Consider the following 14,803-nt stretch of genomic DNA (forward strand, 5'->3'; position numbering starts at 1 on the left):
GAGGGGTCTTTTATTAAAAGTCGATCGAACATTTCCTGACGCACCTACTATTTTTGATATTATTGGGGGTCAACGATGGTACCCATAAATAATATTGTTCCTGTAGTATTGTCTCGAATGGCACAAAAGAATGGACGGTTTACATTCATGTAAAAAGGCGGACAGAAGCTTACGTCCATTGAAGTCACTGCGGCTGCTTCTGTACCTTCTTCGTTCACTTCGACAAATGTTTTGTGTTTTACTGAATCTACTGCTACGTTGTCATCAGTCATCGGAGAAAAGTCGGCTTTTGATCTCTCAAAAATTCCTGCCATTCCCAAAGCTATGAGTGTGCTGTTGAGTTCAACTTCATACTCCATTTTGAAACGCGGTATTTCAATACTCCCATCTTCCGTCCTAAATTTTAAAAATTGCATCCATTGATTCCAGTTTTCTGGTGTTAATTCCTGCAAGAAAGTTGCCAAATTGCTATTGGAATCGGGCAAGAAAATATACATAGCCAGAGCGCCTTCTTCTCCGTAAGGTAAACTGACTGCTTGAAATTTGTCTGTTTCGTAGTACCCATAACTGCCTTCCTGAGACATCATCGGATGCTGCTTGGAAGTGCCATCGGGTAAAGAGAAAGTTTGGTTGGCAGTTTGAGATTTATCAAAGGGCGTTTCCCAGTTGCCTTTGAAATAGATGGCGTTAATCAAAAACAAGACTTGATCGGGGCTAATTTCCTTGACTATTTGATCAATTTTTCCTTGAGTTTTTTGGCTTACCCAGTTGTTAATGATGCTGGGAACTTGCGGATTCATAAAGTCGAGTTCGGTAAGATTAGCTTTGTAGTATTCTTGATTTGTTTGCTGAAATTCGGGTTTTAAGGAGAAGCCTTGTTTCGCCCAAAGCGAGTTGGCTATTGATACTTGGACATTGGGGTCAACTTTCTGCAAACTATTTTGCAAAGCTTGATTTGCTGCGTTGATTTCTTGGGGAGTCATTCCCGTTAATTCGAGAACTTTTGTCATTTCTTGTTTTGTTTCTCCGCTTACTCCGTTGTATGTCATTGACAGTGCGAGGGCGACAGAAGTAGGGGAAATAAAGATATTTTGATCCGGCTGTTGTTTGCTGAGGGTGTGGAACAAGTTAAAACCAAATTTGGTATTAGCTGCAACAAGTCTGGCGTCTACATTTCTCTGGTTGTTAGGGGGTGTCATGGCTAGAGCTTCTGAGTGATGGGGATTTGCGAGGTTGATTGCGTTAATTTTTAGTGGTCGCACTAATTATGTGATTCAACCGGACATGATATCATATTCTATTGGTGAAATTTTTAAGAATAACCTTGCAGGTTCATGACTTTTCGATAGTGGGCTTCTATTTCACTTACTGTTTGCGATTGACGCTTGCTCGTCCACTCGCTGCGATCGAATAATTCCCGCCTCAAAGCATCAACATCGATCGTTTTCACCTTACCTTCGGCGACAATTTGCTTGCCGTTTACCCAAACGCTGTCTACCGCATTAGTCGGGCGTCCCAATATTAGCAAGCCAATCGGATCGGTGCGCGGCAGCAATGATAAACTGGTTAAATCATACAGCACAAAATCTGCTTTTTTACCCACTGTCAGCGAACCCATTTCATCGGCGAGATTCAAGCCTTTTGCTCCTCCCAGGGATGCCATTTCTACCGACTGGCGCGGTGTAATCCATTGGCGGTAATCCAAATCCGTGATATTGTGCAAAATCGAACCAATTTTAATCGCTTCCAGCAAATCTTGAGAGTCATTGCTAGCAGCACCGTCGCAGCCAAAAGATACGTTGACTCCCGCTTGACGGTATTTCAAAATTGGTGCAATGCCGCTTCCCAGGCGCAAGTTGCTGAGGGGATTGTGTACGACTGTCGCTCCAGTTTCTGCCATAATCGCAATGTCGGAATCCTCCAGCCAAACGCAGTGCGCTAAGGAAGTTCGTAGACTAAAATAACCAATTTTTTGCAGGTGTTCGACAGCGCTACAGCCGTATTTTTCGTGAGCTAACTGTTTTTGAGCGGGGGTTTCTAATAGGTGGGCGTGCCTACAAAGATTGTAGCGATCGCTCAAATCGATGCAGCCTTCAAACAAAGCATCGGAACAGAGTTGAATTCCCGTCGGCGCCAACAACATATTAACACCTTTTTCGGGATTGTGAAACTGTTTTATGGCTGTTTCCATTAACTCTAAAGTTGCCTTAGTCGATCGAATGTAAGCTGCGTGTTCGATGTCACTATCGCCAGAAGGCATTCCCGCTGTCAGGGATTCATCTTGAATTAACGGCCCGATAAAAGCGCGGATACCGATTTCTTGATAAGCGCGAACAGCGGCGGCGATTGTTTCTAATTCTTGCCCCGGAATCAAAACTAAATGATCGACTACGCTTGTACCGCCCGACAGCAATGTTTCTACCGCAGTTCCCAATGCGCTCAAGTAAACTTGTTCGGGATCTAGAGGTGTAAAATCGTATAATTCGGCAATCCACAACTCCAGCGGCAAAGGGGGAATAATGCCTCGTTGCCACATTTCTGAAGAGTGAGTGTGCGCGTTGACAAAACCGGGTAGCAGCAGCTTATTTTTGCCATCGATAACTGTTCCCGCAGGCTCTAAATTGAGCGCGATCGCACTGATGCAATTATCCACCACTTGCAAATCTGCGGTTTCATAACCGCTATCAACCGGAATTAAAGCATTTTGAATTGTAAAGCTCATAGATTTACCCTTTTTGTAAATTTATATTGATTTTTATTGTATGATTCCCAGGCGCTAACATTTGCGATGGCCTTTAATAAAGTTAATAAATCCTAAAAATTTTCAAAAAGTTGCCCATGATACTTAATTATAACAAATATTTAAGATATGACAAGTTAGTAACAATCAAATAGTTATAAGATTGAAATTGTTTTTGAGTCAAAATCAATATGAATCCTGATTCTCTCCGCACCTTGGGCGTACCGCCGAATGCTTGGAAAGTCGATGCCAAAATTGCCGATATCACCCGATCGCCGATCGCGCCTCAACCTGTTACCCTGGAAACAGAAACTAAAACTCTGCGTTTGGACTTAGCAAAAGCAGCAATGTTGGTGATAGATATGCAAAACGATTTCTGTCATCCCGACGGTTGGCTAGCACATATTGGCGTAGATGTAACGCCCGCCCGAACTCCAATTAATCCTTTAACAAATTTGCTGCCCAAATTGCGATCGCACGCAGTACCAATTATTTGGATAAACTGGGGGAACCGCCCCGATTTGCTCAATATTAGTGCAGCTTCCCGTCACGTTTACAATCCCACAGGCTCCGGCGTAGGTTTGGGTGATCCGCTGCCAAAAAACAACGCACCTGTACTGATGGCAGGGAGTTGGGCGGCCGCAGTTGTCGATGAATTAAAACCCAAACCGGAGGATATTTGCGTTGATAAATATCGGATGAGCGGCTTTTGGGATACTCCTTTAGATAGTATCTTGCGGAACCTCGGCAGAACTACACTTTTCTTCGGAGGAGTAAACGCCGATCAGTGCGTGATGGCTACGCTGCAAGATGCTAATTTCCTCGGTTATGACTGTATTTTAGTCAAAGATTGTACAGCTACGACATCTCCCGAATATTGCTGGCAAGCTACTCTTTATAACGTTAAACAATGTTTTGGTTTTTTGTCGGATTCTCAGGCTATGTTAGAAGCAATTAAATAGCAGTCATCAGGGGAGTATCCCTCTGGAGTATAAAAAGCATTTTTTAGGAGTGCGAGAGTCTCGCACAGCAAAGCCTATATCTCGCTTCCTGCTCTGACAGCGAACTCTCCTGTGAAATCAATAAACTTTGGAGGTTGAGCGGCGGACTAATGACTCTGGATTCTCAGTAATGACACCAGAAACATAACAACTGACAACTAACAATAAAAAAATGACAAACCAGTGCATGATTCCTGTTATAAAGTCTCCGAAAGACTACCAAGCATTTCGCATCAGTCCGGGCGATACTAATAGATTAGCTATCGTCTTCGATCCGGTAATAGCTAATGTTTCATTAACAGTTTGCGTGGAGATTTTCGATGTGGGCGGCAAAACTCCTCCCAACCGCCATCAATTCGCAGTAGAAATGTTTTTTGTACTCAAAGGAAAAGGGCAAGCAACCTGCGACGGCAAAACAGTTAGTATTCAGCCGGGAGATAGTTTGTTAGTGCCTCCAACGGGTACTCACGTCATTGAAAATACGGGCAATGAACGTTTGTACGCTTTGTGCATCATGGTGCCGAATGAGGATTTTGTGGAACTAATTCGCAGCGGTACACCAGTCGAACTCGATGAGGAGGATATGAGAGTTCTGGGGCGATCGGATGTACTCGTATCGTGCTAGGTTTGTAGTAAGGACTTGAGTCCTAGATTTGTAGTAAGAACTTGAGTGCTTAGAGAAAAAGCTAAAGCCCTTACTACTGAGATGTTGCACCATTCTCAAAAACAGGCAAGATGCCTGTTCCACAAAGAGTGAATTTTATTGTGGGGAGTAGGGGTTGGGCATCCTGCCCCTCAAGAACAGGCAAGATGCCTGTTCCACAAGAGATGAATTTTATTGTGGAACAGGCATCTTGCCTGTTCATAAAATGCTGATAGAGAATCGTGCAACATCTCAGTTACTACTAACTTTTTTATTGGATGTTTTTTAGGATTTATGCTGAAACTTTGTCCGAAAGAAACAGCGTCAATGCTAACTAAAGATGGGGTTCGTTTAGACGCTGACATCTACCGCCCCGATGCTGCGGGCGAATTTCCAGTATTATTAATGCGGCAACCTTACGGGAGGGCGATCGCCTCTACATTAGTATATTCCCATCCCGCATGGTACGCCAAACACGGCTACATCGTTGTCATCCAAGACGTGCGGGGACGCGGCACTTCCGAAGGCGAATTTAACCTATTTGTTAGCGAAACACAAGACGGTTTTGATACCGTCAATTGGGCAGCTAATTTGCCGGGAAGTAACGGCAAAGTCGGAATGTACGGTTTTTCCTACCAAGGCATGACTCAACTCTACGCGGCGGCTGCTAAACCGATCGCATTAATCACAATTTGTCCGGCAATGGTAGGCTGCAATTTATACGCAGATTGGGCCTATGAAGGTGGCGCGTTTTGTCTGCAATCAAATCTCGGCTGGGCAATTCAGCTAGCCGCAGAAACCGCTCGCTTAAAAGCCGATATTTCTGCCTATCAAGCCTTTTATGCAGCTTCGAGAAATCTCCCGCTATACGATACCGTGCCCGCGCGTCCTGACATTATTAAAAATCTCGCACCCGACTCATATTATCATGATTGGTTGGATAATTATCGACCGAGCGAGTATTGGGAAAAGTTATCGCCAAACATCAAAGATTTAGACTTGCCAATGCTGCACATTGGCGGTTGGTTTGATAATTATTTGCGAGGAACAATCCATATTTACAAGGAAATGGCAAGCCGGAGTTCCTGTCCGCAGCATTTAATAATTGGCCCTTGGGGGCATTTACCTTGGGGGCAAAAAGTTGGAGCGTTGGATTATGGTTTTGCAGCTTCAAATCCTGTGGATGAGTTGCAAATTCGCTGGTTCGATCACTTCCTCAAAGGAGTTGATACAGGAATATTAGATGAGTGGCCGATTTCGCTATTTGAGATGGGGAGGAATGATTGGCGGAAATTTGATAAATGGCCTAATAATAATCATAAATCTTATTTTTTAGCAAGTACCGGACTGGCCGCGATGAGAGAAGATGCGGGTATTTTAACAGAGAGTTGCGCGGATGTTTGCACTGATGATATATTTGTACATGACCCTTGGCGCCCGGTGCCATCCTTGGGAGGTCACGCTGCATTTCCTGCAGGTGCGATCGAGCGATCGACTATTGACTGCCGCACCGATGTGTTAACATACACTTCGGCACCGCTAACGGCAGATTTGCACTTGGCTGGAGATATAATTGTCGAAGTATTTTGTACCGCCGATGCGCCGAGTTTTGATTTGTGTGCGGTACTTTCTGAGGTCAAAGATAGCGGCAGCGTCTACAATTTTACTCAAGGTTACGTGCGGCTGAATTCAGGTGAAACACCTGTGATAATTGTGCTGCAAGCAACTTGTATGCAAATCGCCAAAGGTAATGCCTTGCGTCTGAGTTTGAGTGCGGCTTGTTTTCCCGCTTACGACGTGAATCCGGGAACGGGTGCGCCGGGCGGTGAAGCGCGGGCGATCGATGCTAAAATTATCACGCTGACAGTAAGTAGTGGCGGGAATTGTCCCTCTCAAATTTTGCTGCCAATTGTCAATTAAACCTAGACCTTATTCAATTATGAGCGTTATCTTTCACATCACCCGCAGCCAACAGTGGGAAGAAGCAAAACAAGTTCAATCCTATCGCGGCGATACGCTAGATACAGAAGGATTTATCCACTGTTCGACACTCCCGCAAGTTGTTAGAACTTCCAACAAATTTTTTGCTGGACAAACAGGGTTGCTGCTGCTTTGGATTGACTCGGACAAAGTGGAAGCTGAACTTAAGTATGAATTGGCAGCAGGTGAGAATTACCCGCACATTTACGGGCCGCTGAATGTTGATGCTGTGTTGAAAGTTGTTGAGTTTGAACCGGGTGCAGATGGCAAGTTTGAATTGCCGGAAGAATTAAGGGATGTTGTTTAATATGCACATTTTGCACCCTTGTATACTAACTTTTTAGGGCGTTGCTCAGATCAACGGCCCACAATACGATTAATTGTCTTGTGGAACGGGCATCTTGCCCGTTTCTAACATTAGTGGAAAATCTAAACTTCAACTGATTTATCTACCAACTCTGCCGCCAATTTCAGCGCATCTTCGCGAGTCGCAATTCTCCCTTCCACCCGCGCTAATTGAATTTCCATTAATAATTGACCGATGCGCGGACTTCTCGGCAAATTCAAATATTCCATTAAATCATTGCCGCTAACTAATTGTGTGGGATGAGCAACAATATCATCGGCATCGAGATAGCGATTAATTAACAGTGAAATCTCATCAACCGCAACTCCCGCTGCCACCGCCAAAACCGCTAAAACTGGAAATACTATTCCCACGTCCCGAAACAAAAAATACTGTTCTCTCAAAGACATTTCCGCGATAGGTTTTGCTTGCAATTTTGGCAAGTATTTCAAAAGCCCGATCGCACTTTTAATCTCCGCATTGCTGTACTTCAACCGCAGCAACTGGGTTTCAGCAATTGTGGGGTCGGAATCTGCCAAAATAGCCAACTTCGCAACCGCCAACAACGGCGTTTTAATCGTATCTCGAATCTGACGCCCGAATTCCTTCCCTAATTCCGGGTAAATTGCCGCTAATTTGTCAGCAGATGCGTCAATTTTTGTCAAAATATCAAAACGCTCGATCGCACTTTCAAACCAAATCGAAAACAAACCATCTTCGCAACCGCGACAAATCCAAGGAACACCGTCAGGATTGCTCAACAAATAACCTAATTCCGTCCGCACCCGTTCCACCGCTACCCGACTCAACAGCGGCGCTAATTCCCGAATCGCCGATTGAGTTTCAGCTTCGATCGCAAAGCCCAACTGCGCCGCTTGGCGGTAAGCTCTTAATAACCTCAGCGGATCGTCCTCCAAATTTGACCGCGAAATCATCCGCAGCAAACCCAACCGCAAATCAGTTTGACCATCCAAAGGATCGATGATTTCTCCTGTAAAAGGATTGCAGGCGATCGCATTTATCCGAAAATCCCGGCGCCGCAAATCCCCCTCCAGACTCCCCCCTTCCGCTTGCGCCAAATCCACCGTACCGCCCGCAAACACCACCCGCGCAATTTGGCGTTCCGCATCCAACAAAACAAATCCACCATTCGTGCGATCGGCAATTTTTCGGGCAGTCTTCACGGCCCGTGTTAGCATAACGAAATCTAAATCAAAATAGTGCGATCGGCGGCCCAGCAACGCATCCCGCACCGCACCGCCCACCAGATAAGCAGGCGGTGTCAGCAGTTCCAAATCAAACGGCCAAGAATCAGGAGATAATGAAGAAGGCAAATTAATCGGCATCGCAACAAAAATCTACTTTCCTTACAAACAATTAAACTCTTGCTACGCTAGATTAACAGAAAGCTCAAATTTCACCAATCTTTTTGAAATGCACAGAGGATATCAAGAATGTGTATTTGTATTAACTGCCACTATGTAGACCGCTGCTTCACCTACCACGCCGTAGAAGGACAGCACGAACAGCTTCACCTCACCGAAACACCCGATTTCGACCCCGTAGAACCCACCATCAACGTCAACATCCGTCCCCGCCAAGACGAAATTGAAATGGAATGGGATGTAGTCGGGTGTCAGAGTTTCAAGCAAGAGACCGGCAAATGGGCAAAATTGCGGCCAGGCGAACTCGTCCCGACTTAAGGAAGAAGTCATTAGTCAGTAGTCATTAGTTATTTGTTGGTTGTTGGTTGCTATTTGTTGTTTTTTATAGGTTTTTTGTGAGCTGTTGGCGATAACAACCAATAACCAATTACCAATTACCAATTCCCGATGCCCGATGCCCAATTCCGCATTCCCAATCTAAAATCTAAAATCTAAAATCCAATGTGTTATTGCTTAAACCCAACTTGTCAGAATCCGCAAAACCCAGGGGATGCAGAATTGTGCCAAAGTTGCGGCGCCAAATTGTTGTTGACTATTGACGCAGAAACGCCATCAGCATCTCGCTACCGAACCATAAAGCCGATCGGGCAAGGAGGCTTTGGACGAACATTTCTAGCAGTTGATGAAACCAAACCCCTGATTTTTTCGCAGTGCGTAATCAAGCAATTTTTGCAGCAAAATACCGCAGCCGAAAAAGCCGCTCAACTATTTCACCAAGAAGCAGCCCAGCTAGAAACCTTGGGCAAACATCCCCAGATTCCCGAATTAATCGCGCATTTTGAACAAGACGGGAGACAGTATTTAGTACAAGAATTTATAGACGGCAAAAACCTAGCCAGAGAATTAGAACAAAAAGGAGCATTCACCGAAACTCAAATTCGGCAAATCCTCAACGATTTATTGCCAGTGCTCCACTTCGTCCACAAATCCAAAGTTATTCACCGCGATATCAAACCAGAAAATATCATTCGCCGCCGGCTATCTCCAGCCCCTTTACCCGCCTTAGAAAATTCCTATCAACCCTCTCCTTTCCAAAAAGATATTGTTTTAGTAGACTTTGGTGCAGCTAAGAAAGTAACAGCAACCGGGTTGCCACAAACTGGTACAATCATCGGCAGTGCTGCTTATACAGCCCCAGAACAATTGATGGGGAAAGCAGTTTTTGCCAGCGATATCTACAGTTTGGGGGTTACTTGCATTCACTTGCTGACTGAAATTCCTCCCTTCGATTTGTTCGACAGTACAGAGGATTCTTGGGCTTGGCGAAATTATTTGAAGACTGCGGTTAGCGATGATTTCGGCCGCATCCTCGACACCATGCTTCAAAGTGCCACCAATCGGCGCTACAGTTCAGCATCAGCAGTCATCCGGCACTTGAACCCCAAACCGGTGTATTTAGACGCACAGCCGGTGCTAGACGCGCCGGAAACGCCCGCAGAACGGGTGGTTACACCTGCGCCCGGTGTGTCGCTTTTCACTCGCCAACAGCAAGCCGAAATTCAGCAAGCTTTGCAAGAGGATCTCGCCCCCTACAATGTTACAATCCAAGTCAGTCAAGCCAAGCAACAGCTCAATATCGTCATCAACAGAACCGAAGACAACCCCGTTTACTATCCGCACTTATCTCAAATAATTGCCACCAGACTCACCGATTTGGAGTTAAATAAAGTCACAGCCGTGAAGCTGTTGGGAAGAGTCAACAATTCTCGCCGCCCGGAGTGGAAGCAAATATTGCAAATCGATCCCAAGATTAAATTGAGAAACAAACTTGTGCGGCTGCAACACAATCAATTACTCAAGAAAGCCGCCTCTGTTACTACCCAAGAATTTTGGCTGCCGAAGTTGAAAACTCAGGATTTTTGGATAGATGCACTAATGTTTGCCTTAGTTTGGTTTATTTTTGGCTCTCAAATAGTCATTTTTAATTCGTGGTTCGCGCTAATAGTTTCTTCGGGTTTTATGGCTGTAAAACATCAAGTTTCCCAAAACAAAGAATTTGCCAACAAAAATTTATTTGCAAGTTTAGTTGTGCTGTTTTTGATGACTGGGGGCATGGGTAATTCTAGGATTTTAAACACGGGAATATTTGGCATTCTTTTGGGTTGCTTAGTTGTGGCTTTGCCGCTGTTTTTTGTTAAGGAAAATTATCAGTAATCGTGAATAGCAATCCCCAAGACGGAACATCAGTTAAAAAATACGGCTTAGCCCTGCACACAGCTAGTCGCGAACTCGGTTTAGCCATCAGCAATTTTGCCGGGGATTATCGCTGCCAAACTTGGAATTTGGATCGGGATTTAGCAACTCATTTGCATCAGTATTTAGTCGAGTTTATTCAGCCGCAAACTTGGGCGAATTTGGCTTTTATTGCAGTGGCGAAGGGGCCCGGAGGTTTCACGGGGACTCGGATGGGTATGGTGACGGCGCGGACTTTGGCTCAACAGTTGGATATTCCGGTTTTTGCAATTTCAACTTTGGCGGCTGTGGCTTGCAGCAGCAGTAAAAAATCTATCTCAACTCAGGATATGGCGCTGCAAATGCCTGCACAGCGGGATCAATTGTTTGGTGCGGTTTATTCAGTTAACAAAGATTCTGGTTTAACTGAGTTGTTTCCTGATACCGTAATGACGGCAGAATCCTGGCAGGGAAAGTTGGAAAGTTTGGAAAATTCCTATCAGTTAATTGAAGTTGGCAGCGAGTTGGGTTGGTCGGTTTCTAGTGTGTTGGAATTGGCTTATTTAGAGTGGAAACAAGGAAGTCGCCCTGATTGGTCGGATGCTTTGCCTTATTACGGGCAACATCCGGTTAAGGGACACTGAATATTGGGAATAGGGCATTGGGCATTGGGAATTGGGCATTATTTTGTTTCAGTTAAATCAACTTGTAGAGTGCGTTTTTTTTCCGAATGCCCGATGCCCGATGCCCGATGCCCGATGCCCGATGCCCGATGCCCGATGCCCGATGCCCGTAAATGATTTATAAGCAATTAAGCAGACTTGATATCGTTGTTTATTTAAGGGCGATACAAACTTCGAGGCAAAAAGTTAATGTTAGCGGGTCTGGGTTTTCGGTTCGCAATCGATCGATCTCAGCTCGATCGCAGCCGCGAGATTCCATAAAATCGAGCATCCAGTTCGTTATTGTAGCGAGATCGATGTATTTTGCTCCGAGGCATACGGGGCAAATTTCTGGGCTGAGGGTACCGGTGCCGCCGCATTCGGGGCAATCCCAGTGGGTTGTTACGGGATCGGGGGTAGTTAGGATGTTGTTCATGCTGGGAAAAAGTACGCGCGGCGTAGCGATCCCGCAGGGAATCGCACCTACTCGTTCACTCTAGCAAAAATGCCGATCGCCCTTACTTCTTCCTGCCTTTACACTAAGCGAGCTAGTGAGTAAAATCGACAAAAATACAAAAGGGGTGGCTATGCTCGATCGCACTCAATGGTTTTTGGCTGGTATGTCGATCGCACTTTCAATTCAGCTAAGTCAGCCAGTGGCAGCAGCCGTGCCCGTTGGTAAACTCGTACAAACAGCACAAACTAACAGTAGCGAGGCTGCCAAAAAAGTATTTGAAGAGGCAGTGAAACTTTATCAGCAAGGAACAGCGGACTCAAAAAGAAGTGCGCTCGTCAAGTTTGAAGAAGCATTAAAGCTGTATAGAGAAGCGGGCGATCGCGGTGGGGAAGCTGGCACCCTCAACAACATCGGCCGTGTCTACGATGATTTGGGAGAGAAACAGAAGGCGCTAGAGTATTTGGGGCAGTCGCTGCCCCTGAGACGAGCAGTAGGTGATCGCAGCGGGGAAGCTACCACCCTCAACAACATCGGCTTAGTCTACTCAGGATTGGGAGAAAAACAGAAAGCCCTAGAGTATTACAGCCAGTCGCTTCCCCTGAGTCGGGCAACTGGCAATCGCAGCGGGGAAGCTACCACCCTCAACAATATCGGCAAAGTCTACGATGATTTGGGAGAAAAACAGAAAGCGCTAGAGTATTTGGGCCAGTCGCTTCTCCTGTTTCGAGCAGTGGGCAATCGCCGAGACGAAGCTGCAGCCCTCAACAACATCGGCAGTGTCTACGATGATTTGGGAGAAAAACAGAAAGCGCTAGAATATTACAGCCAATCGCTTCTCCTGTTTCGGGCAGTAGGATTTCGCGACGGGGAAGCTAGGACCCTCAACAACATCGCCAGTGTCTACGATGATTTGGGAGAAAAACAGAAAGCGCTAGAGTATTACAGCCAATCGCTTCCCTTGAGACGGGCAGTAGGTGATCGCAGCGGGGAAGCCGTCACCCTCAACAACATCGGCTTAGTCTACGATGATTTGGGAGAAAAACAGAAAGCGCTAGAGTATTACAGCCAATCGCTTCCCTTGAGACGGGCAGTAGGTGATCGCAGCGGGGAAGCCGTCACCCTCAACAACATCGGCTTAGTCTACGATGATTTGGGAGAAAAACAGAAAGCGCTAGAGTATTACAGCCAATCGCTTCCCTTGAGACGGGCAGTAGGATCTCGCAGCGGGGAAGCCGTCACCCTCACCAATATCGGTAGAGTCTACTCAGATTTGGGAGAAAAACAGAAAGCGCTAGAGTATTACAGCCAGTCCTTGCCCCTGAGTCGGGCAGTGGGCGATCGCTCACAGGAAGCTCGCACCCTTTACAGTATGGCTTATGTCAAAGGCGCTCAAGGCAATCTCACTGAAGCCCTCAACGACATTGAATCCTCTATCAAAATCATTGAAAACCTCCGCACCAAAATAGCCAGCCCAGAACTCCGCAGCTCCTACTTTGCCACCGTCCAGGACTACTACGAATTCTACATCGCTTTGTTAATGCAGCTGCATAAAATTAATCCTAAATCCGGGTACGATCGCAAAGCCTTAGAAGCCAGTGAACGTTCGAGGGCCCGCAGCCTCCTCGAACTCCTCCAAGAAAGTAACGCCAACATTCGCGAAGGCATTTCTCCCAATTTACTGCAACAAGAAAAGATCCTACAACAGCAACTTGATGCCCTTGAGAAGCAGCGCATCGAAACAATCAGCACCCCCAAACTTAATCAAACTAAAATCACTGAAATCGACAAACAGCGCCTCGCACTTTTGGAACAATATGAGCAATTTCAAACAAAAATTCGTAGTACCAGCCCCCGCTACGCTGCCCTTACCCAACCCCAACCTTTAACGCTGCCAGAAATTCAGAAACAGATTCTCGATGAAAACACGATTTTATTGCAGTATTCCCTCGGCCAAAACCGCAGTTATTTGTGGGTTGTGACATCCACAGGACTAAGCAGCTATGAATTGCCAAAACGCGCCTACATTGAAACAGCAGCCCGAAATTTCCGAGACGCAATAACTAGACCAATTTACAGAGATATTCCCAAAAAAGTTGCTGAAGCAAGTGCAAATTTGGGCAAATTAATTTTACAGCCCGCAGCATCCCAATTAGGCAACAAACGCTTATTAATTGTTCCCGACGGCGTGCTGCACTATACCCCTTTCCCGGCTTTAACTCTTCCCCAAACCGCCGGCCAAAATACCAATATTCCCTTAATTGCCGAACATGAAATTATTACCCTGCCTTCCGCCTCAAGTCTCGCTATTCTCCGGCAAAATTACGGAGATAGAAAACCGCCCAGCCAAACTTTAGCAATTTTAGCAGATCCTGTTTTCAGTCCAGACGATGAAAGAATTAAAGGAAAAATCACCCGAGAAACGACTGAAAAGTTAGAAGCAAATAACCTCGGTTTAAATCGATCGCTTCGTGCTTCTAATCGGGAATGGCCACCAAAACGCTTACCATTTACCCGCCAAGAAGCCCAAACAATATCCACCTTATTCCCTTCAGCTTCTAGCCGTCAAATATTTGATCTTGATGCCAGTCGCACTACCGCCACCGATGGAAACTTAGCCAATTATCAAATCGTTCACTTCGCCACCCACGGCCTTGCCAACAACAAAAATCCCGAACTTTCAGGAATTGTGATGTCGATGGTAGATGACAAGGGCAATCTTGTCAATGGTTTTTTGCGCCTCACCGATATTTTCAACTTAAAACTGGCGGCAAATTTAGTGGTTTTAAGTGCTTGTCAATCGGGCATGGGACAGAATGTTAAAGGCGAAGGAATGGTGGGATTAACAAGGGGTTTTATGTATGCGGGGGCGCAGCGGGTGGCGGTGAGTTTGTGGAGTGTGGATGATGAAGGAACTTCTGTGTTAATGCAAAAGTTTTATCAAAAAATGGTGCAACAAAAGTTAGCGCCGGCGGCAGCTTTGAGGGCGGCGCAGATGGAAATGATGCAGCAGGAAAAATGGAAATCTCCCTATTATTGGGCTGCTTTTACTTTGCAAGGGGAGTGGAAATGATATACAGCAATTTTGCTGGTAAGTAAGTACATAGCCCTTGTAGGGACACGGCAATGCCGATTGGTGTCAACAAACACGTTAAACCGGTAATCCGACAATCCGATAGTCCGACAATCCGACAATCCGACAATCCGACAATCCGATAGTCCGGCAGTCCGATAGTCCGATAGTCCGACAATCCGATAGTCCGATAGTCCGACAATCCGATAGTCCGATAGTCCGACAATCCGATAGTCCGACAATCCGATAGTCCGATAGTCCGACAGGGAATGAATTCCCTGTCTCAT

Annotated in this window: 12 protein-coding genes; 8 read left to right on the forward strand and 4 right to left on the reverse strand. The window is 45.8% G+C overall.

The window, feature by feature from the left end; translation table 11 throughout:
• Window positions 1-59: 59 nt before the first annotated feature.
• Together QUA83_RS02240 and QUA83_RS02245 are read right to left on the reverse strand one after the other, a co-directional pair.
• A complete protein-coding gene (locus QUA83_RS02240) occupies window positions 60-1,199 on the reverse strand; it encodes a serpin family protein (RefSeq protein ID WP_333291168.1) in 1,140 nt (379 codons plus the stop codon).
• A gap of 113 nt (window positions 1,200-1,312) precedes the next feature.
• On the reverse strand, window positions 1,313-2,722 hold the full coding sequence (locus QUA83_RS02245; protein WP_333291170.1) for an amidohydrolase: 1,410 nt from the start codon (window positions 2,720-2,722) through the stop codon (window positions 1,313-1,315).
• A gap of 209 nt (window positions 2,723-2,931) precedes the next feature.
• On the opposite strand from QUA83_RS02245, the gene QUA83_RS02250 reads away from it, so the two are divergent.
• From QUA83_RS02250 to QUA83_RS02265, 4 genes are all read left to right on the forward strand, one after another.
• Window positions 2,932-3,702, forward strand: a complete 771-nt coding sequence (locus tag QUA83_RS02250) for a cysteine hydrolase family protein (protein ID WP_333291172.1) — start codon at window positions 2,932-2,934, stop codon at window positions 3,700-3,702.
• A 226-nt stretch (window positions 3,703-3,928) separates the two neighbouring features.
• Window positions 3,929-4,366 carry a cupin domain-containing protein gene (locus tag QUA83_RS02255; RefSeq protein WP_333291174.1) on the forward strand — a complete coding sequence of 146 codons (438 nt, stop codon included), beginning with the start codon at window positions 3,929-3,931 and terminating at the stop codon, window positions 4,364-4,366.
• A 345-nt stretch (window positions 4,367-4,711) separates the two neighbouring features.
• Window positions 4,712-6,304, forward strand: coding sequence for a CocE/NonD family hydrolase (locus QUA83_RS02260; RefSeq protein WP_333291175.1), 1,593 nt, complete (start codon window positions 4,712-4,714; stop codon window positions 6,302-6,304).
• A 19-nt stretch (window positions 6,305-6,323) separates the two neighbouring features.
• A complete protein-coding gene (locus QUA83_RS02265; RefSeq protein ID WP_333291177.1) occupies window positions 6,324-6,671 on the forward strand; it encodes a DUF952 domain-containing protein in 348 nt (115 codons plus the stop codon).
• A 122-nt stretch (window positions 6,672-6,793) separates the two neighbouring features.
• Here QUA83_RS02265 and QUA83_RS02270 read toward each other — a convergent pair whose 3' ends face one another.
• Window positions 6,794-8,056 carry a CCA tRNA nucleotidyltransferase gene (locus tag QUA83_RS02270; protein ID WP_333291179.1) on the reverse strand — a complete coding sequence of 421 codons (1,263 nt, stop codon included), beginning with the start codon at window positions 8,054-8,056 and terminating at the stop codon, window positions 6,794-6,796.
• A gap of 108 nt (window positions 8,057-8,164) precedes the next feature.
• Between QUA83_RS02270 and QUA83_RS02275 the strand changes: the two genes are divergently transcribed.
• The 3 genes from QUA83_RS02275 (at window position 8,165) to tsaB (ending at window position 10,971) form a co-directional block, all read left to right on the forward strand.
• Window positions 8,165-8,413, forward strand: a complete 249-nt coding sequence (locus QUA83_RS02275; protein ID WP_333291180.1) for a Ycf34 family protein — start codon at window positions 8,165-8,167, stop codon at window positions 8,411-8,413.
• Between the two features lie 183 nt (window positions 8,414-8,596).
• Window positions 8,597-10,309 carry a serine/threonine-protein kinase gene (locus tag QUA83_RS02280; RefSeq protein WP_333291182.1) on the forward strand — a complete coding sequence of 571 codons (1,713 nt, stop codon included), beginning with the start codon at window positions 8,597-8,599 and terminating at the stop codon, window positions 10,307-10,309.
• Window positions 10,310-10,311: 2 nt separating this feature from the next.
• Complete coding sequence (gene tsaB / locus QUA83_RS02285) at window positions 10,312-10,971, forward strand: tRNA (adenosine(37)-N6)-threonylcarbamoyltransferase complex dimerization subunit type 1 TsaB (protein WP_333291183.1); 660 nt, start codon at window positions 10,312-10,314, stop codon at window positions 10,969-10,971.
• Between the two features lie 190 nt (window positions 10,972-11,161).
• Here the strand turns inward: tsaB and QUA83_RS02290 are convergent, their stop codons facing one another.
• Window positions 11,162-11,425, reverse strand: a complete 264-nt coding sequence (locus QUA83_RS02290) for a hypothetical protein (protein WP_172185550.1) — start codon at window positions 11,423-11,425, stop codon at window positions 11,162-11,164.
• A 151-nt stretch (window positions 11,426-11,576) separates the two neighbouring features.
• On the opposite strand from QUA83_RS02290, the gene QUA83_RS02295 reads away from it, so the two are divergent.
• The gene (locus QUA83_RS02295) at window positions 11,577-14,516 is read left to right on the forward strand and encodes a CHAT domain-containing protein (RefSeq protein WP_445301755.1); all 2,940 of its coding nucleotides are present in this window, start codon (window positions 11,577-11,579) and stop codon (window positions 14,514-14,516) included.
• Window positions 14,517-14,803 lie beyond the last annotated feature (287 nt).

The organism is Microcoleus sp. K1-B1 (genome assembly GCF_036704705.1).
Taxonomy (GTDB): Bacteria; Cyanobacteriota; Cyanobacteriia; order Cyanobacteriales; family Microcoleaceae; genus Microcoleus.

What these genes read in the sequence shown, in the direction of transcription:
- QUA83_RS02245 (WP_333291170.1), bottom strand. Translation starts at nt 2,722, where the DNA reads ATGAGCTTTACAATTCAAAATGCTTTAATTCCGGTTGATAGCGGTTAT.
- QUA83_RS02260 (WP_333291175.1), top strand. Translation starts at nt 4,712, where the DNA reads ATGCTAACTAAAGATGGGGTTCGTTTAGACGCTGACATCTACCGCCCC.
- QUA83_RS02275 (WP_333291180.1), top strand. Translation starts at nt 8,165, where the DNA reads ATGTGTATTTGTATTAACTGCCACTATGTAGACCGCTGCTTCACCTAC.
- QUA83_RS02280 (WP_333291182.1), top strand. Translation starts at nt 8,597, where the DNA reads ATGTGTTATTGCTTAAACCCAACTTGTCAGAATCCGCAAAACCCAGGG.
- QUA83_RS02250 (WP_333291172.1), top strand. Translation starts at nt 2,932, where the DNA reads ATGAATCCTGATTCTCTCCGCACCTTGGGCGTACCGCCGAATGCTTGG.
- QUA83_RS02255 (WP_333291174.1), top strand. Translation starts at nt 3,929, where the DNA reads ATGATTCCTGTTATAAAGTCTCCGAAAGACTACCAAGCATTTCGCATC.
- QUA83_RS02265 (WP_333291177.1), top strand. Translation starts at nt 6,324, where the DNA reads ATGAGCGTTATCTTTCACATCACCCGCAGCCAACAGTGGGAAGAAGCA.
- QUA83_RS02270 (WP_333291179.1), bottom strand. Translation starts at nt 8,056, where the DNA reads ATGCCGATTAATTTGCCTTCTTCATTATCTCCTGATTCTTGGCCGTTT.
- QUA83_RS02295 (WP_445301755.1), top strand. Translation starts at nt 11,577, where the DNA reads ATGCTCGATCGCACTCAATGGTTTTTGGCTGGTATGTCGATCGCACTT.
- QUA83_RS02290 (WP_172185550.1), bottom strand. Translation starts at nt 11,425, where the DNA reads ATGAACAACATCCTAACTACCCCCGATCCCGTAACAACCCACTGGGAT.
- QUA83_RS02240 (WP_333291168.1), bottom strand. Translation starts at nt 1,199, where the DNA reads ATGACACCCCCTAACAACCAGAGAAATGTAGACGCCAGACTTGTTGCA.